The following is a 17,249-nucleotide window of genomic DNA, read 5'->3' as shown; positions in this document are numbered from 1 at the left end:
GCCGGGCGGCGGTGCCCGGCCACGCTGCGGGACGCACGGGCCGGACGACCGGCCGGACGACCGGCGACGGCCGCCCCGGGAGCGGACTCCCGGGACGGCCGCGGGGGCTCCCTGCCGGAACCGGCGGGAGCCCGGCGGCGGGCGGGTCAGACGCGCCCGAAGAACAGGCTGCCCGGGGCGTCCGGGTCGTGCGAGAAGAAGTGCTCACGGATCGCGCGGATGAACTCGTAGCGCGAGATCGTGCCGTCCCCGTCGGTGTCCAGCCTGGCGAACGAGTCCATCGCGTCGGGTGCCTCGCTCCTCCGCACGTCCCTCAGGAAGCGTTCGAACTCGGCCCTGCTGATCTCGTTGTCGCCGTCGACGTCGATGACGTCGAAGATCGCGTGGCCGCCGCCCTCGGTCACGTTGAGCCGGCTGGTGTCGATGACCGCGAGGCGGTTGGCCATGACGAACTGGTCCTTCGTGAGCCGGTCGCCGTCCACGCCCGCGTGGCGCAGCAGCTCCAGCCAGTAGATCTGGCAGAAGGTCTGGAGTGCCCTGGCCCGGCGGTCGTCCTTGTCGATCCGGTAGGCCTGGATGTAGCGGTCGGCGAGCTTCTGGTAGTCCGTCCGGTCCAGGTAGCCGTCGTGGTTGGCGTCCATGGCTTCGAATTCACGCTCGAGCTTGATGGTGATGATGTCCTGCACCGTCGTGGTCATGGGCCAAGTCCTCTCGTGATCTTGTCTCGCGGCTCCTCCAGCTTGGGATCGAAGCCTTCCGAGGGCACACCGAGCCGCAGGCGCGGCACCCGATCCGGTGACCACCGCCCGCCGAACGGCGCGCATCGGTGGCGGCCCCGGCCCGGCGCACGGCCCGGCCCGGCCCGGACGCTCCCCGGCACGGACGCTCCCCGGCACGCGGAACGCCGCGGGCCCCGCCGGTCGGCGGGGCCCGCGGCGTTCGCGCCGGTACCGGGTCGAAGGACCCGGCGGGAAGGCCCGGTCAGGAGAGGGCGCGCAGCGGACGGACGTCGATCTGCTCGGTCTCGTCGTGCGCGGTCAGGTCGATGACCTCGGGGTCCGCGCCGTGGGCGCGGTCGCGCCCCCCGTCGCCGAGGGAGCGCTCGTGCTCGGCGTACGCCTCGTCGCCGACCACGTCGGCCAGGTCGCGGCCGACACCGGCGGCCTGCTTGTTCAGGCCGAAGAAGTCGAACCCGCCCGGGGTGGGGCGGCGTTCGCGGTCCGCGCGGTGACCGGCCGGGACGATCGCGACGGCCGGGCCGGTGCGCTGCGTGCGCACGGGCAGCGCGGGGCGGTCCGCGGCGGGGGGCCGGCTGCCCTGGGCGTGCCGGCCCCGGGGCTCGTCCCCGTGGCGCTGCTCCTCGGCGTCGCGGCGGCGGGCCTCCTCCACCGTGCGCAGCGCCTGCTGGCGGGCGGCGTTGCGGGCCATGTGCCGCAGCGCGTCGGCCGCCCGGCGGAAGGCCGCCGGGTCCAGGGGCGCGGCGGTCGCGGCGGTCGCGGCCGGCGCGGCGGTCGCGGGGCCCGACCGCAGAACGAGGGCCGTGGAGGGCACGTGCACGCCGGCGGGCGCCTGCGGAACGGGGCCGGCCGCGACACTCTGCACGAGGCCCGCCACGGGGCCCGTCGCGCTGGTGCGGCTGCTCTCCAGGGCGCGGGCCCGCTCGCTCTCGGCGGTGGCGTAGCGGCGCAGCAGCGCGGCATGGTCGCCGCGCAGCCTGGCCAGTTCGGACCGCTTCGCCCGGAGGCGGCGCTCGAGGCCGGCGCGGATCTCGCGGGCCTCCTCCAGGTCGATCTCCAGCTCGGCGATCCGCTCCTCGGTGCGCCACTCGTCGCGGGTGCGGGCGACGGTGATGCGGTGGATCTTCCGCTCGGCCTCGCGGGCGGTCCGGGTCGCCCAGAGGACGCAGGCCACGGCGGTGGCCAGACCGACCGCGACGAGCACACGGAGGCCGGCGGGATCCTCGACCAGCCAGGCGGCGACGGCGCAGGCGAGTGTCACGCCGAAGACCGTCGAAGAGGGAAGGAGCCGGCGCAGAGATGAGGATTGGCGATGGCGTCCACGTGGCATGGCCCGAACTTAGCGTGCGCGGCGTACCCATGGGTACTCGCGGTCCGTTTTGTCCTGATGACCGTGCGAACAATCACCCTGCGCGCCGACCGGGGCACGGCGTGTCGCCCCGGGTGTCGCTCCTCACATTCCAAAGGATCTTGTTTCGGGCGTTCAGCCCTTGAGCAGGCCCTTGGATTCGAGGTAGGAGGCGGCGACGTCGGCGGGCTTCCTGCGCTCCGCGTCGACCTGCCGGTTGAGCCCTGTCAGGTCCTCGGTGGTGAGCACCTCGGTGAGCCGGCCCAGGGCCTTCGCGACCTCCTCCGACCCGGCGCTGTCGGCGTTGACGACCGGCAGCACGTTGTCGGCGTTCTGCAGGTTCCGGTCGTCCTCGAGCAGCACCAGGCCGAACTGCTCCAGCGTGGCGTCGGTGGTCGTGGTGAGCACCATCTGGTCGGTGCCGTCCTTCACCGCCTGCTTGGCCTGCGGGGTGCCCACCCCCTTGGGGTCGACCGCGACGACGTCGATCCCGTAGGTCTTCTCCAGCCCGGGCTCGCAGAACGGCCGGTCCGGGCACTCGTCGCCGGCGGCCAGCCTGATCCTCAGCTTCTTCTCCCCCACGTCGGACAGGGTCTTCAGCCCGTGCTTCTTCGCGAACCCCTCGGTGACCGCGAAGGCGTTCTGGTCCACCGCCGCGCCCGGGTCCAGCACCTTCAGGCCCCGGGGCCCGGCGAGTCCGCGCAGCGCCTCGACGGTGTCGTCCACGTCGGGGGAGGCGACCGGGGGCGCGTCGGCGCCGTTCTCCTTGGCGTTGAGGAACTCGGCGAGCGTCGCCGCGTACTCGGGGACGACGTCGATCTCCCCCTTCTCCAGGGCGGGTTCGTACAGCTCGCGGTTCTCGACGGTCTTCACCTCGGTGGGACGGCCGGCGTCCTCGAGCAGCTGCGCGTACAGGTGCGCCATCACGACGCTCTCGGTGAAGCCGGCGGAGCCGACCACCAGCGGCTCCGCCGTGCCGCCGCCCGCGCCGCCGCCCTCTCCGCCGCCCTCGCTCTCCAGGCTGCTGCCGCCGCAGCCGGTCAGCAGGACGGCCAGTGCGGCCGCCACCACCGCCGTGCCGCGGGCGCGGCGGCGGGTGCGGGCGCGGGTGCGGCTCGCGGGGGAGGCGGGAGAGGCGGGAGAGAGGGTCGGGGAATGGAGGGGCATCGGCGGGTCACCGTCCGGTCTGGTTGTCGGGCAGGGAGGGGACAGGGGTCGGGCGGGTGCGCCGCAGGGGGTCGGCCGACCGCTGGGCGAGGGCGAGCACGCCCTCCACCAGCAGCGCCAGGGCGGCCACCAGGACCGCCCCGGCCACCACCTGCGGGGTGTCGTAGCGGGCGAAGCCCGCGGTGATGATGCGGCCCAGGCCGCCGCCGCCCGGCAGCGCGGCCAGGGTCGCGGTGGCCACGACCTGCACCGCGGCCGAGCGCACGCCGGTCATCACCATCGGGGCGGCCAGGGGGAGTTCGACCTGCCGCAGCAGTTGGCCGCCGGACATCCCGGCGCCCCGGGCGGCCAGGACGGCGTCCCGGTCCACCTCGCGCATCCCCGTCCAGGCGTTGGTCAGCAGCGGGGGGACCGCGAAGAGCACGAGGGCGACGACCGTCGGCCACTGCCCGTGGGTGCCCAGCGGGCTCATCAGCAGCAGGACGAGCACGGCGAACGTGGGCACGGCGCGGCCCGCGTTGGAGATGTTCACCGCCAGCGCCCCGCCCCGGCCCAGGTGGCCCAGGACGATCCCCGCGGGAAGGGCGAGCGCGCAGGAGATCACCAGGCACACCGCGGTCAGGTACAGGTGCTCGCCGAGCCGGGTCCACACCCCGTCCGGGCCTGTCCAGTGGGAGGCGGTTGCCAGCCAGGCCCACGTGTCCGCGAGGACGCCCACCTCACACCGCCTCCTTCGCGGGCGGGGCGGCCGCGTCCCGCCGGGGCACCCGCCGGGCGCGGGGCGGGCGCGCCGGGCGCGTCCACGGGGTCAGCAGCCGCTGCAGGCCCAGCAGCGCCAGGTCGGCGAGGACTGCGAGCAGCACGCAGATCACCGAGGCGGTGAGCACCTCCGCCCTGAACACGCTCTTCATGCCCGAGTAGATCAGGTTGCCGAGCCCGCCGTGGCCGACGATCGCGCCGACCGTGGTGAGCGAGACCGCGGAGACCGCGGTGATCCGCAGACCCGCCGTCACCGCCGGCAGGGCCAGGGGCAGTTCGACCTTCAGCAGCATCCCGGCGGGCCCGTACCCCATGCCGCGGGCCGCCTCCCGAACCTCCTCGGGGACGGCCTCCAGGCCGGCCAGCACGTTTCGCACCAGCACGGTCAGCGAGTACAGCGTCAGGCCGGCGACCACGACGGCCGCCGAGAGGCCGAACAGCGGGAGCAGCAGCGAGAACATCGCCAGCGAGGGGACCGTGTACAGGGCGGTGGTCAGCCCCAGGACCGTGCCGGCCGCGCGGCGGCCGCGCCGCGCCAGCAGGGCCAGGGGCACTGCCAGCACCAGCCCCAGGAGGACGGACGCGGCGGTGATGCCGACGTGCTGGAGCGTGGCGTCCACCAGTTCCTGACTGCGGGTACGCAGGTACTCGCCGCAGATCCACTCGTTGGCCGCGAGGCAGTCCCCCGGCGGCGCGGCGGCCTCCCGCCCCGCGGTCGTCGCAGTCACCACCGCCACCTACCCGCCTCCGCCGCCGTGTACGCCGCCCGGATTCCCCGTCCTCGCGGCGCCCGTGCGGCCCGCCCGCGTCCCCGCGGGCTTCCGCGCCCGGCACGGGGGTACAGGTCCGGATGGCCCCCGGCCCCCGCGAGGGGCGGGGGGCCGCAGGGGCAGGCCGGCGACGCCCGGCCTGCGACGCCGCGCCGACGACGACGGCGCCATGCCGCCGATGGGGAGCAATGATCCGGTTCGAGCACGCCACCAAGCGCCACCCGGACGGCACCACCGCCGTGGAGGACTTGTCGTTCGAGGTCGGCGAGGGGGAGGTGGTCGCCCTCGTGGGCCCCTCCGGGTGCGGCAAGACGACCACGATGACGATGGTCAACCGGCTGACGGAGCCCACCTCCGGCCGGGTCCTGCTCGACGGGCGGGACGTCGCCGGGCAGGACCCGGTGCTGCTGCGCCGCCGCATCGGCTACGTCATCCAGCAGGTGGGCCTCCTCCCTCACCGCACGGTGCTGGACAACGCCGCGACCGTGCCCCGGCTGCTCGGCCGGTCGAAGCGGGAGAGCCGCGAGCGCGCGGCGGAGCTGCTGGACCTGGTCGGCCTCGACCCGGCGGTGTACGGCCACCGATGGCCGCACCAGCTGTCCGGCGGGCAGCGGCAGCGGGTCGGGGTCGCCCGCGCCCTCGCCGCCGACCCGCCCGTGCTGCTGATGGACGAGCCCTTCGGGGCCGTGGACCCGGTGGTCCGCGAGCGGCTGCAGAAGGAGTTCCTGGAGCTGCAGCGGCGGATGCGCCGGACCGTGCTGTTCGTCACCCACGACGTCGGGGAGGCGGTGCGGCTGGGCGACCGCATCGCGGTCTACGGGCGGGGCCGCATCGAGCAGCTCGGCACCCCCGCGGAGGTCCTGGGCGCGCCCGCGTCGCCGTACGTCGCGGACTTCGTCGGCGCCGGGCGCACGCTCGGGCGGCTGTCGGTGACCGGGATCGCGCCCGAGGACCTGGAGCGCCCTCCCGTGCTGCGGCCGGAGGAGGACGCGGCGCGGGCCGCGGTCCGGCTGGCCGTCGAGGGCGCCCGCCGGGCCGTCGTGCTGGGCCCGGGCGACACGCTGGAGGGCTGGGTCCCCGCCGCGGCGCTCTCGGGCGACGGGAACGGGTCCGGGGACGGCGCCGGGGGAAGTGTGCGGGACCGCCTCCGCCCCGTGAAGGCCGCGGTCCCGGCCTCCGCCACTCTGGAGGAGGCGTTCGGCACCATGATCCGGCACGACGAGGGCTGGGTCGCGGTGCTCGACGGGAAGCGCTTCCTCGGCGTGCTGACCCCGGAACGGCTGCACGGGGCGCTGCGCCGTCCGACGGCCGGGGGTGAGCGGGTGGGCGGGTGAGCGGCCGGGGCAGCCGGAGCGCCTCCCGTCCCGCCCGCCCGTCCGTCCGCCCCGGCGGGACGGTCAGGGGTCAGGGGGCGACGGTGTTGCCGCCGGGGCCGGAGGCGGCGCCGGGGTCGTCCGGCTCGTCGGGGAGCCGGCACACCCGCTCCAGGAAGAGCGCGGCGGCCACGACGCCCGCGCCGGCGAGCGCGGCCAGCCCCGCGTACAGGGCCTGGTCGCGCCGGGCGGGCATGTGGGCCAGGGTCGACAGCAGGTGGACGGCGAGACCGCCGTAGAGGCCGGACACCACGGAGGCGACCAGGGCGCTGGCCTGCCCGAACACCACGGCGCGGGCGGCCACCAGCGGGTCGACGCCCTTGGCGTCCGGCTCCCGCTCGCGCTGCTCCCGCAGCCTCGACCGCAGCGACAGGGCGGTGGCGGCCAGCACCACCGCGATGACCGCGAGCACGACGGGGGCTGCGACCGGGACGCTCGGCAGCGTCCCGAAGGAGCTCCACATCCGGGCCGTGCCCCAGGCGAGCACCCCGGCCGCCGCGAAGAGGCCGAACAGCACTCCGATCCGCAGCTGTTTCACCGGGTTCATGCTCCTTGGCGTCGCTCGGTCCGGGCCCGCGGGCCCCACGCTACAGGGTGGGCGGGGGCTATTCGGGCAGGTGGAGCTCCACGCCCTCGCAGCGCTCGACCCCGGTCCCGCCGACGGCGCCGATCAGGTCGGCGACCGGGCCCCGGCCGGGCAGTTCGGCGCCGGGGTCGACGTCGTGCCACGGGACCAGGACGAAGGCCCGCTCGTGGGCCCTGGGGTGCGGCAGGGTCAGCACCGGGTCGTCGGAGACCACGTCCTGGTAGGAGACGATGTCGACGTCCAGGGTGCGGGCCGCCCAGTGCTCGGTGCGGGTGCGCGAGAACGCCTCCTCGACCGCGTTGGCCCGCTCGAGCAGCGAGGACGGCGGCAGGGTGGTCCTCAGCAGCACCACGGCGTTGTAGTAGTTGGGCTGCGAGCCGGGCTCGACGCCCCACGGCTCGGTCTCGTAGACCGGGGAGACGGCCTTGATCCGGACACCGGGGGTGTCCTCGAGCGCGTCGACCGCGCCCTGGAGGGTCTCCAGGCGGTTGCCCAGGTTGCTGCCGAGGGAGAGCACGGCCCACTGGGGGTTGTGCAGGGTGGTGTCGGCAGCGTCCACCTGGTGCTCGACCGAGGCGGGGACGGGCTGCACGGTCGGGTCGCTCGTCATGTGCGCCTCCTGGTGATGGTGACGGTCACGTCGTCGAAGGGGACGGTGATCGGGGCGTTCGGCTTGTGGACGGTCACCTCGACCTCCTGCACCGCCTCGTGCGCCAGGCACCGGTCGGCGATGCGCTGGGCGAGGGTCTCGATCAGGTCGACCGGTTCCCCCGAGACCACGGCGACGACCTCCTCCGCGACGATCCCGTAGTGAACGGTCAGGGTCAGGTCGTCGGCGGCCGCGGCGGGCCGGGTGTCCAGGCCGAGCACCAGGTCCACCACGAACGTCTGCCCCTCGGCGCGCTCGTGGTCGAAGACTCCGTGGTGACCGCGGGCCCGCAGGCCGCGCAGCGCGACACGGTCCACGCTGTTCCTCTCGTCCGGTTGCGGGACGGCCGGGTGCCCCGGCCTGCCGGGGGGCCGGCTGTCTCGAATGTACCTGCGGGCCCCCGCAGCCCCTTCCGGCGGGTGTCCGCCCGCCCCGCATACCCGAGCGGCGGAGGGTCCACGCATGGAGGCGGGCTCCGTGGCCCGATCGGACGGTACGGACGGCCGACGACGCACGGCGGACCGCCTGCGGTACGGACGGCGAACGGCGAACGACGGGCCCGCCGGCCCTGCCGCCCCGCCTGCCGCCCCGCCCGCCTGCCCGGCCCGCCGCCCCTACTCGTCGTCCTCGTCGTCCTCGTCGTCCTCCCCGGCCATGACCGGGGAGCCGTGGTGCGACCACAGCCGCCAGCCGGCCGGGGTGCGGCGGAAGACGTTGGTCGCCACGACCAGCCCGCCGATCAGGTTGCCGACGGTGCCGTCCTCCTCGCCGGGGTTGCTGCTGAGGATGTTCTCGGTGCAGGACAGCAGGGCGGTGTCGCCGGCGACGCCGACCTCGACGTCGGTGAGGAAGAACTGGATGTACTCGGTGTTCGCCATGATCAGGGCGTAGGAGCGCAGCACCTCGTCGCGTCCGCGCAGCACCGGCCAGCCCGGGTGGACGGTGGTGACCGAGGCGGCCTGCGGGCCGCTCAGCCACAGCGCCTCCAGCGCGGCGAGGTCGCCGGTCTCCATCGCGTCGTAGAAGGCCTGGTTGGCCTTCAGGACCGCTTCCGCCTCCGCCTCGGCGGTGCGCGCCGGCCTGTTCACGTCGCTCCCTCGACCGCCCGGGCCACCCGCACGGCGTCCGCGGTGGGCCGCACGTCGTGCACGCGCACCGCCCAGGCGCCCTCGCGGGCGGCGATGGCGGAGACCGCGGCGGTGGCCGCGTCCCTCTCCAGGGCGGGCGGCGGGGCCTGGCCGGGGCCGGCCAGGACCCTGCCGAGGAACCGCTTCCGGGAGGCGGCCACCAGCACGGGCCGGCCCAGCGCGCGCAGCTCGGCCAGGTGGGCCAGGAGCGCGAGGTCGTGCTCGGCCTCCTTGGCGAAGCCCAGGCCCGGGTCGACGATGATCCGCTCGGGGTCGACGCCGCCGTCGACGACGGCGTCCATCCGCTGCCGCAGCTCCGCCACGACCTCGCCGACCGTGTCGCGGTAGACGGCGCGGCTGTTCATGTCCTCGCTGAAGCCGCGCCAGTGCATCACCACGAAGGGCACCCGGGCGGCGGCGGCCACCGGCACCATCGCCGGGTCCGCCAGTCCCCCGCTGACGTCGTTGAGGATCGCCGCGCCGGCCTCGACGGCCCGCTCGGCGACCGAGGCCCGCATGGTGTCGACGCTGACCGGGATCCCGGCCGCGGCCAGTTCGCGGACCACGGGGACGACCCGCCGCAGCTCCTCCGCCTCGTCCACCCGGGCCGCGCCGGGCCGGGTGGACTCGCCGCCGACGTCCACGAAGTCCGCGCCGGCGGCGGCCAGGTCCAGGCCGCGCTTGATTGCGGCCGAGGTGTCGAACCAGCGGCCGCCGTCGGAGAACGAGTCGGGAGTGACGTTGACGACACCCATGACCGCACACCGGTCGATGTCGGGAAGACCGGCCACCCGGCCGCGAACTGACCTCATGCGGACAGGGTAGGACGCGCGGGTCAGCGGGCGAGAATCAGGCTCATGGCCTCCGAGCGGGTGGCCGGGTCCCGCAGCTGGCCCCGGACGGCGGAGGTGGTGGTCTTCGCGCCGGGCTTGCGGATGCCGCGCATCGACATGCACATGTGCTCGCACTCGACGACCACGATCACGCCGCGCGGCTCCAGGATCCGCATCAGCGAGTCGGCGACCTGCGTGGTGAGGCGCTCCTGCACCTGGGGGCGGCGGGCGAAGACGTCGACCAGCCGGGCCAGCTTGGACAGGCCGGTGATCTTGCCGTCGGCGGAGGGGATGTAGCCGACGTGGGCGACGCCGGTGAAGGGCACCAGGTGGTGCTCGCACTGGCTGACCAGCTCGATGTCCTTGACCAGCACCATCTCGTCGTGGCCGAGGTCGAAGGTCGTGGTCAGCACGTCCTCCGGCTGCTGCCACATGCCGGCGAATATCTCCCGGTAGGCGCGGGCCACGCGGGCCGGGGTCTCCCGCAGCCCCTCGCGGTCGGGGTCCTCGCCGACCGCGATCAGCAGTTCCCGGACGGCGTTCTCCGCCCGCTTCTCGTCGAACTCGCCGACGGCCGCGGGGCCGTCCAGACTCACCGGATCGATCATGTGCTGCTCGTTTCAGTGGCGATGGATGCTCGTGCGGGTGGACGGGCCGTCGGCCGTCGGGTGCGGCGGCCTCCCGGGACCCGGTGGGACGTTGCGGGCGCCCGGTTCCGGGCGGAGCCGGTTCCGGACGGTCCCGGGCGGAGCCGTTCCGGCCCGGACACGCCGGATGCCGCATTCCCACAGGCTAGAGCGCGGGGAATGCGGCATCCATTCCGGGTCGGGCCCGGACGTACTGCCAGGTGCTGCCAGGTACTGCCAGGTGCTGTCAGTTCTCGTCGGTGCGGGGCTCGCGGGGCTCCTCGACCGGGTCGGCCGCGGAGTCGGCCTTGCCGAGCGTGGTGGTCACCGTGGGCCCGGGGAGGCTCTGGCCGTTGGCCAGGGCCAGCTCCTTGGGGGAGAGCACCGGGGGCCGGGTGGAGGGGGTGCGCCGGGAGGAGCCGGTCCACGCCGGGCGCGGCGGGCGCTTGACGATCGACTTGAAGATCTCGGCGACCTCCTCCTTGTTGAGCGTCTCCTTCTCCAGGAGCGCCAGGACGAGGTTGTCGAGCACGTCGCGGTTCTCGACCAGGATCTCCCAGGCCTCGTTGTGCGCGTTCTCGATGAGCTTCTTGACCTCTTCGTCGACCAGGCCGGCGACCTCCTCCGAGTAGTCCCTCTGGTGGGACATCTCGCGTCCCAGGAAGGGCTCGGAGTTGTCGGAGCCGAACTTGATCGCGCCCAGGCGCTCGGTCATGCCGTACTGGGTGACCATGGCCCGCGCGGTGGCGGTCGCCTTCTCGATGTCGTTGGCCGCGCCGGTGGTCGGGTCGTGGAAGACCAGTTCCTCCGCCGCGCGCCCGCCCAGCATGTAGGCGAGCTGGTCGAGCATCTCGTTGCGGGTGGTCGAGTACTTGTCCTCGTCCGGCAGGACCATGGTGTAGCCGAGGGCGCGGCCGCGGGACAGGATGGTGATCTTGTGCACCGGGTCGCTGTTGGGGGAGGCCGCCGCGACCAGGGCGTGTCCGCCCTCGTGGTACGCGGTGATCTTCTTCTCCTTGTCGCTCATGATCCGGGTGCGCTTCTGCGGACCGGCCACGACGCGGTCGATCGCCTCGTCCAGCACCTGGTTGTCGATGAGCTTCTTGTCCGAGCGGGCGGTCAGCAGGGCCGCCTCGTTCAGCACGTTGTTCAGGTCCGCGCCGGTGAAGCCGGGGGTGCGGCGGGCGACCGCGGCCAGGTCCACGTCCGGGGCGATCGGCTTGCCCTTCTGGTGGACCTTGAGGATCTCCAGGCGGCCCTGCATGTCCGGGCGCTCGACGGCGATCTGCCGGTCGAAGCGGCCCGGGCGCAGCAGCGCCGGGTCGAGGATGTCGGGCCGGTTGGTGGCCGCGATGAGGATCACGCCGCCCTTGACGTCGAAGCCGTCCATCTCGACGAGCAGCTGGTTCAGGGTCTGCTCGCGCTCGTCGTGGCCGCCGCCGAGGCCCGCGCCGCGGTGCCGGCCGACGGCGTCGATCTCGTCGACGAAGACGATCGCCGGGGCGTTGGCCTTGGCCTGCTCGAACAGGTCGCGGACGCGGGAGGCGCCGACACCGACGAACATCTCGACGAAGTCGGAGCCGGAGATCGAGTAGAACGGCACCCCGGCCTCGCCGGCGACGGCGCGGGCGAGCAGGGTCTTGCCGGTTCCGGGCGGGCCGTACAGCAGCACGCCCTTGGGGATCTTGGCGCCGACGGCCTGGAACTTGGCCGGCTCCTGGAGGAACTCCTTGATCTCGTGGAGCTCCTCGACGGCCTCGTCGGCCCCCGCCACGTCGGCGAAGGTCGTCTTCGGGGTGTCCTTGGTGAGCAGCTTCGCCTTGGACTTCCCGAAGTTCATGACCCGGGAGCCGCCGCCCTGCATCTGGTTCATCAGGAACAGGAAGACGACGACGATCAGGACGAAGGGCAGCAGCGACAGCAGGATGCTGACGAAGGCGTTCTGCTGGGTCGGCGAGACCGTGTACGAGTCGGGGATGTCCTTCCCCTCGTACTTGGCCTGCAGGTTCTTGGCGATCTCGACGCCCTGGTCGCCGATGTACGAAGCCTGGATCTTGGTGGCTCCGTCGACCTTGACGCCGTCCTTCAGCTGGACCTTGACGGTCTGTTCCTCGCCGGTCGTCAGCTGGGCGGACTGGACCTGGTTGTTGTTGATCGCCTGGACGACCTCACCGGTGTCGACGGTCTTGTAGCCGCCCGAGGAGCCGACGACCTGCATCAACACGACCACGGCGAGGACGGCCAGCACGATCCACATGACCGGCCCACGGAAGTAGCGCTTGACGTCCATCCATGCGGGGCGCACGGCGCCCCGTCCCTCCTGCCAGATTGAGAGCACCGGCGGCGGGGTGCCGCCTGTGCGTCCTGTTGGTATGACCCGACCTTCGGACGGTACCCCAGCATTGTCGCCCGCAGGCGTGGAGGACCGTTAACAAACTCGGTTACCACCCTGCAACGCCGCACGGGCTCCGGTCGTTCCCCGATCCGCCACCCGATTCGTCCCCGATTTCCCCCGTCGGGGCGCGGGAGGGCGGCGAAGGGGGCGCGGAGGGGGGTCAGCCCCCGTAGACGTGCGGCGCGAGGGTGCCGACGAAGGGCAGGTTGCGGTACTTCTCGGCGAAGTCCAGCCCGTAGCCGACGACGAACTCGTTGGGGATGTCGAAGCCGACGTAGGCGACGTCGATGTCGACCTTGGCCGCCTCCGGCTTGCGCAGCAGCGTGCACACGTTCAGCGAGGCGGGGCGGCGCGAGCGCAGGTTGCTCAGCAGCCAGGACAGGGTCAGGCCGGAGTCGATGATGTCCTCGACGATGAGGACGTCGCGGCCGGCGATGTCGGTGTCCAGGTCCTTGAGGATGCGGACCACGCCGGAGGACTTGGTGCCCGCGCCGTAGGAGGAGACCGCCATCCAGTCCATGGTCACGTGCGAGCCGAGGGCCCGGGCCAGGTCGGCCATGACCATCACGGCGCCCTTGAGGACGCCGACGATCAGCAGGTCCTTGCCCGCGTAGTCCCGGTCGATCCGCGCCGCCAGCTCGGCCAGTTTGGCGTCGATCTCTTCCTTGGTGATGAGCACCTTCTCGAGGTCGGTACCCATGTCCTTCTCGTCCACCGCGCTACTTCCTACCAGGTCGGATCCGGCTCCCGGCGGCGCCCGCGGTTCATCCTTCGCCGCCGGCGCGCCTGAACAACAGCCTCCCACACGTGCGGCGGGCCTCCACGCCGCCCGGCAGGTTGAGCGGCCCCTGGCCGCGCCAGCCGGTGACCAGCCGGTCGACCTCCTCGACGTGGCGGGCGAAGAGCGAGCCGGCCGGGCTGCCCGCCGCTATGGCGGCCCGGCGCAGGACGCGGCGGCGGACCGCGCTGGGCAGGCTGTCCAGCCGGCGGGTGTCCAGGGCGCCGTCCGCGTCCCTGACGTCCTGCTCGGCGCTGGCCGCCCAGGTGTCGAGGGCGTCGGCGTCGTCCCGGAACAGCTGCGCGGTGCGGGCGAGGGCCTCCACGACGCCCTTGCCGAGGGACTTCTCCAGGACCGGCAGGGCCTCGTGCCGCACCCGGGCCCGGGTGTAGGCGGGGTCGCGGTTGTGCGGGTCCTCCCACACGTCGAGGCCTTGGACGTGGCAGGCCTTGCGGGTGCTGTCGCGGTCCAGGAGGAGGAACGGGCGGCGGTACAGGCCGTTGACCGCGGGCATTCCGGAGAGCGAGCGGGTGCCGGAGCCGCGGGCCAGGCCCAGCAGGACGGTCTCCGCCTGGTCGTCGCGGGTGTGGCCGAGGAGGACGCTGCAGGCGCCGTGGCTGCGGGCGGAGGCCGAGAGGGCCTCGTAGCGGGCGTCGCGGGCGGCGGCCTCGGGGCCGCCGCGGCGGCCGACGGTGACGCCGGCCACGTCGACCGGGTCGAGGCCGAGGGTGCGCAGGCGGGCGGCGACGCCCTCCGCGCGGTCGGCGGAGCCGTCCTGCAGGCCGTGGTCGACGGTGACGGCGCCGGCGCGGATCCCGAGCTTGGGCGCCTCGAAGGCGAGGGCGCTGGCGAGCGCCATGGAGTCGGCTCCGCCGCTGACTGCGGCCAGGACCAGGGGCGGGGGCTCGGCGCTGCTGCGCGGGGGCAGGGAGTCCAGGACGTCGGCGAGGGCGCGGCGGACGGCCAGGCGTATCGCCGCGACCGCGGGATGGGGACCCATGTTTCGATCACTCCTTCAGGAGCCGGTGCGCACGGAGGGTAGTTAGATCGTGACAGAATTCGGGGAGTACCCGAGCATCGCACGCCCACCCTTCCCGCACGGTCCCTCGGAAGGGTGATGTATGGGTCCGTACGGCCCTCGCCCGTGTGGCCGAAGCCCCCTTCCGCGCACCGTTACGCCCGTTCGTGCGACTAGCCGTGCACGCGTGCGATCCAGTCGGCGGGCGCGGCGATCTCCGCCTTGGTCGGGAGGGTGTTCGGAGAGGTCCACACCCGGTTGAAGCCCTCCATGCCGACCTGTTCCACCACGGCCCTCACGAACCGCTCGCCGTCGCGGTACTGGCGCAGCTTGGCGTCGAGCCCGAGGAGCCTGCGCAGCACGGCGTCCAGCCGCCCGGCCCCGGCCTCGCGGCGCTTGGCGAACTTCTCCCGGATCTCGGCGACCGAGGGCACCACCGAGGGGCCGACCCCGTCCATGACGTAGTCGGCGTGGCCCTCCAGCAGGGACATCACGGCGGTGACGCGGGCCAGGATCTCGCGCTGCGCGGGGCTCTGGACGATCTCGACGAGGCTGCGGGCCGGCTCGGCGCCGCCCGCCTCCCGGTCGCGGCCCGCGCCGACGAAGGTCTGGGCGGCCTCGCGGAACCGCTCGAAGAGCGTGCCGGGGTCGACGTCGGTCTCGGCGAGGAACCCCTGGATCTCGCTCTCCAGGTGGTCGCGCAGCCAGGGCACGGCGGTGAACTGGGTGCGGTGGGTCTCCTCGTGGAGGCAGACCCACAGGCGGAAGTCGTGCGGGTCCACGTCCAGTTCGCGCTCGACGTGGACGATGTTGGGGGCGACCAGCAGCAGCCGGCCGGTCCCGGGGCCCCCGGGGCCGGGTTCGGCCGGCCCCGCCGGCAGGTCCCGGGCGGCCGGGGCGAAGGTCTCGTACTGGCCCAGGACCTTGGAGGACAGGAAGGACAGGAGCACGCCGACCTCGGCGCCGGCGACCTTGCCGCTGACCGGTCCCAGGACGGAGCTGCCGGGCATGTCCGCACGGCGCTGCTGCAGCTTGTCGGTCAGCGGCGTCAGGAGGGTGCGGAACCCCGCGACGTTGGCCCTGATCCAGCCCGGCCGGTCGACGACGAGGACCGGGGTGCCGCCCCCGTCGCCGTCCGGGGAGCCCATGGCCGTGTACTCCCGCACGTGGCGCTCGGAGGCCGTCGCGTGCCGCCGCAGCTCGGCGACGACGGCCCGGGCCTCGTCGCGGCTGACCTCCGGCCCGGGCCGGACCAGTCTGACCGCGGTCGACGCCGCGAGGTTCCAGTCGACCGTCTGGGCTCCACCGAAGCTCGTCATGGCTTCACCGTACGTGCCCCGCGGGCCTTCCGGGAGGCGGTACCGGCCCGCCGGGCCCCGCGGCGGCCCGCCGGCCGGGCCCGGCGCGCGTCCCGCGGGGCCCGGCGGCGTGGCCCGCGGCGTGGCCTGCGGCGGGATCGGGCGGCGGGGGTCAGGCGGCCAGGCGGCAGCCGCAGTTGGCCAGGGCCGAGGCGAGGCGGTCGAGGGCGGCCTGCGCGCCGACCGGGTCCGTGGTGCCGCGGGTCATGAACGCGAAGGCCAGCAGCCGCCCGTCGGCGTCCACGACGGTCCCGGCGAGGGTGTTGACGCCGGTGAGCGTGCCGGTCTTGGCCCGGACCAGCCCGGCGGCCTGCGAGGCGCGGCCCGCGGCCTTCTCCTCGTCGTCCCCGAAGCGGTTCCTCAGGGTGCCGGAGAACCCGGCGACCGGCAGGCCGGTCAGGACCGGGCGCAGCCCGGGGCGGCCGGGGTCCGCGGCGAGGGCGAGCACGGACGCGAGGAAGCCCGCGGAGACGTCGTCGGCGCGGTCCAGTCCGCTGCCGTCGGCGATCACCGCGCCGTCGAGGTCGACGCCGGCCCCGCGCAGGGCGGCCTCGACGGCGTCGCCCGCGCCCTCGAAGCTCCCCGGGCGGCCGGAGGCCAGGGCGGTGTGGCGGGCCAGGGCCTCGGCGACGTCGTTGTCGCTGTGCAGGAGCATGTGCTCGACCAGCGTGGACAGCGGCTGGGAGCGGACCTCGGCGAGGCGGCCCTCGCCGCCCACCGGGGCCCGTCCGGGCCTCGGCTCGCCGTCGACCTCGACGCCCTCCTCGCGGAGCAGGTCGGCGAAGGTCCGGGCGGCGGAGGCGGCGGGGTCGGCGACGCGGGGCGCGTGGCCGGTGGTCTCCGGGTCGACCCGGCCCTGGTCGGCCATGAGGGCGGTGACCCGGGCGATGTTGTCGTTGACCCCGATGGGGTGCAGGGAGGGCCCGGTGAAACGGGAGGTGTCGTAGGCCAGAGTGACCTTCGGAGCGCCGCCGGGCCCGCCGTTCCCGCCGGTGCCCGCGGCGCCCGCGCCCTTCAGGGCCCGGGCGGTGTTCCGGGCGAGGGTGCGCAGCGAGGCGGGGGCCGACTCGTCGTCCCCGTTCCCCCTGCCGCGGGCGGTCAGGGTCGGGTCCCCGCCCCCGACCAGGACGATCCGCCCGGGCTTCGCGCCGGCCACGACGGTGGTGGGGATGCGGTACTGGGGGCCCAGGACCTCCAGCACGGCCGCGGCCGTGGCGATCTTGACCGTGGAGGCGGGGGTGGTCCGCACGCTCTCGCGGGCGCCGTAGAGGAGTTCGCCGGTAGTGGCGTCGATCACTGCGGCGCTGCTGTCCGGGCCGAGGTCGGGGTCCTCCAGCAGGGGGCCGAGCGCGTCGGTGAGGCCCTGCCGGGTGGGCACCGGGATCGTGGCGGCGCCCCGCCGCCCGCCGCTCCTGCCCGCGGCCTCCTGGTCTTCCTCCGCGGGGGCGCCCAGGGGCTCCAGCACGTAGGGGGCGAGCCGGTGGGCGGCGTCGGGGGCCCGTCCCGGGTCGCGGTCCAGGGCCTCGGCGCGGGCCCGCTCCGCCGTGCGCCGGCCCGACTCCCACGGCCCGGCCGCGGCCACCGCCGTGAGCGCCAGGACCAGGCCGGTCGCGGCGGACACCGCTGCCAGCCGCCCCGTGGACGCCCGGCGGAACCACATCGCTCCGTTCACCGCGGACCAGCCCCTTTCGCCAGCACATCCTTGCGTGGGAGACACTTAATCAC

The 17,249-nt window shown here is 74.4% G+C and carries 17 protein-coding genes; 1 reads left to right on the top strand and 16 read right to left on the bottom strand.

The window, feature by feature from the left end; translation table 11 throughout:
* Positions 1 to 146: 146 nt before the first annotated feature.
* The 5 genes from GQS52_RS14085 to GQS52_RS14065 form a co-directional block, all read right to left on the bottom strand.
* Positions 147 to 698 (bottom strand): EF-hand domain-containing protein, encoded by a 552-nt coding sequence (locus GQS52_RS14085; RefSeq protein ID WP_182313775.1) that lies wholly within the window; start codon positions 696 to 698, stop codon positions 147 to 149.
* Positions 699 to 981: 283 nt separating this feature from the next.
* Positions 982 to 1,998 carry a hypothetical protein gene (locus GQS52_RS14080; RefSeq protein WP_346268241.1) on the bottom strand — a complete coding sequence of 339 codons (1,017 nt, stop codon included), beginning with the start codon at positions 1,996 to 1,998 and terminating at the stop codon, positions 982 to 984.
* A gap of 222 nt (positions 1,999 to 2,220) precedes the next feature.
* Positions 2,221 to 3,252: an ABC transporter substrate-binding protein gene (locus GQS52_RS14075; protein ID WP_182313773.1), complete on the bottom strand. Its 1,032-nt coding sequence runs from the start codon at positions 3,250 to 3,252 to the stop codon at positions 2,221 to 2,223.
* 7 nt (positions 3,253 to 3,259) lie between these two features.
* Positions 3,260 to 3,970: an ABC transporter permease gene (locus GQS52_RS14070; RefSeq protein ID WP_182313772.1), complete on the bottom strand. Its 711-nt coding sequence runs from the start codon at positions 3,968 to 3,970 to the stop codon at positions 3,260 to 3,262.
* Between the two features lies 1 nt (position 3,971).
* Positions 3,972 to 4,739 (bottom strand): ABC transporter permease, encoded by a 768-nt coding sequence (locus GQS52_RS14065; protein WP_182313771.1) that lies wholly within the window; start codon positions 4,737 to 4,739, stop codon positions 3,972 to 3,974.
* Positions 4,740 to 4,969: 230 nt separating this feature from the next.
* On the opposite strand from GQS52_RS14065, the gene GQS52_RS14060 reads away from it, so the two are divergent.
* Positions 4,970 to 6,115 (top strand): ATP-binding cassette domain-containing protein, encoded by a 1,146-nt coding sequence (locus GQS52_RS14060; protein WP_182313770.1) that lies wholly within the window; start codon positions 4,970 to 4,972, stop codon positions 6,113 to 6,115.
* A 70-nt stretch (positions 6,116 to 6,185) separates the two neighbouring features.
* Here GQS52_RS14060 and GQS52_RS14055 read toward each other — a convergent pair whose 3' ends face one another.
* From GQS52_RS14055 to dacB, 11 genes are all read right to left on the bottom strand, one after another.
* Positions 6,186 to 6,692, bottom strand: a complete 507-nt coding sequence (locus GQS52_RS14055) for a DUF3180 domain-containing protein (RefSeq protein ID WP_182316442.1) — start codon at positions 6,690 to 6,692, stop codon at positions 6,186 to 6,188.
* A 67-nt stretch (positions 6,693 to 6,759) separates the two neighbouring features.
* Positions 6,760 to 7,350: a 2-amino-4-hydroxy-6-hydroxymethyldihydropteridine diphosphokinase gene (gene folK / locus GQS52_RS14050; RefSeq protein ID WP_182313769.1), complete on the bottom strand. Its 591-nt coding sequence runs from the start codon at positions 7,348 to 7,350 to the stop codon at positions 6,760 to 6,762.
* Positions 7,347 to 7,706 (bottom strand): dihydroneopterin aldolase, encoded by a 360-nt coding sequence (gene folB, locus GQS52_RS14045; RefSeq protein WP_182313768.1) that lies wholly within the window; start codon positions 7,704 to 7,706, stop codon positions 7,347 to 7,349. The genes folK and folB overlap by 4 nt, the downstream gene beginning before the upstream one ends.
* Positions 7,707 to 8,003: 297 nt before the next feature.
* Positions 8,004 to 8,477 carry a nuclear transport factor 2 family protein gene (locus tag GQS52_RS14040; protein WP_269118798.1) on the bottom strand — a complete coding sequence of 158 codons (474 nt, stop codon included), beginning with the start codon at positions 8,475 to 8,477 and terminating at the stop codon, positions 8,004 to 8,006.
* Positions 8,474 to 9,328 carry a dihydropteroate synthase gene (folP, locus tag GQS52_RS14035; RefSeq protein WP_182313767.1) on the bottom strand — a complete coding sequence of 285 codons (855 nt, stop codon included), beginning with the start codon at positions 9,326 to 9,328 and terminating at the stop codon, positions 8,474 to 8,476. The genes GQS52_RS14040 and folP overlap by 4 nt, the downstream gene beginning before the upstream one ends.
* Positions 9,329 to 9,351: 23 nt before the next feature.
* Positions 9,352 to 9,957, bottom strand: coding sequence for a GTP cyclohydrolase I FolE (gene folE / locus GQS52_RS14030; RefSeq protein WP_182313766.1), 606 nt, complete (start codon positions 9,955 to 9,957; stop codon positions 9,352 to 9,354).
* Positions 9,958 to 10,222: 265 nt separating this feature from the next.
* Positions 10,223 to 12,265 carry an ATP-dependent zinc metalloprotease FtsH gene (gene ftsH, locus GQS52_RS14025; protein ID WP_259371120.1) on the bottom strand — a complete coding sequence of 681 codons (2,043 nt, stop codon included), beginning with the start codon at positions 12,263 to 12,265 and terminating at the stop codon, positions 10,223 to 10,225.
* A 265-nt stretch (positions 12,266 to 12,530) separates the two neighbouring features.
* Positions 12,531 to 13,085, bottom strand: a complete 555-nt coding sequence (gene hpt / locus GQS52_RS14020; protein ID WP_182313765.1) for a hypoxanthine phosphoribosyltransferase — start codon at positions 13,083 to 13,085, stop codon at positions 12,531 to 12,533.
* A 49-nt stretch (positions 13,086 to 13,134) separates the two neighbouring features.
* The gene (gene tilS, locus GQS52_RS14015; protein WP_182313764.1) at positions 13,135 to 14,148 is read right to left on the bottom strand and encodes a tRNA lysidine(34) synthetase TilS; all 1,014 of its coding nucleotides are present in this window, start codon (positions 14,146 to 14,148) and stop codon (positions 13,135 to 13,137) included.
* A 191-nt stretch (positions 14,149 to 14,339) separates the two neighbouring features.
* Positions 14,340 to 15,485, bottom strand: a complete 1,146-nt coding sequence (locus GQS52_RS14010; protein WP_182313763.1) for a zinc-dependent metalloprotease — start codon at positions 15,483 to 15,485, stop codon at positions 14,340 to 14,342.
* Between the two features lie 151 nt (positions 15,486 to 15,636).
* A complete protein-coding gene (gene dacB, locus GQS52_RS14005) occupies positions 15,637 to 17,184 on the bottom strand; it encodes a D-alanyl-D-alanine carboxypeptidase/D-alanyl-D-alanine-endopeptidase (protein WP_182316440.1) in 1,548 nt (515 codons plus the stop codon).
* Positions 17,185 to 17,249 lie beyond the last annotated feature (65 nt).

This window comes from Streptomyces sp. SCUT-3, assembly GCF_014083985.1.
GTDB lineage: Bacteria > Actinomycetota > Actinomycetes > Streptomycetales > Streptomycetaceae > Streptomyces_H > Streptomyces_H thermolineatus.
This window is presented reverse-complemented; position numbering and strand designations above follow the sequence as displayed.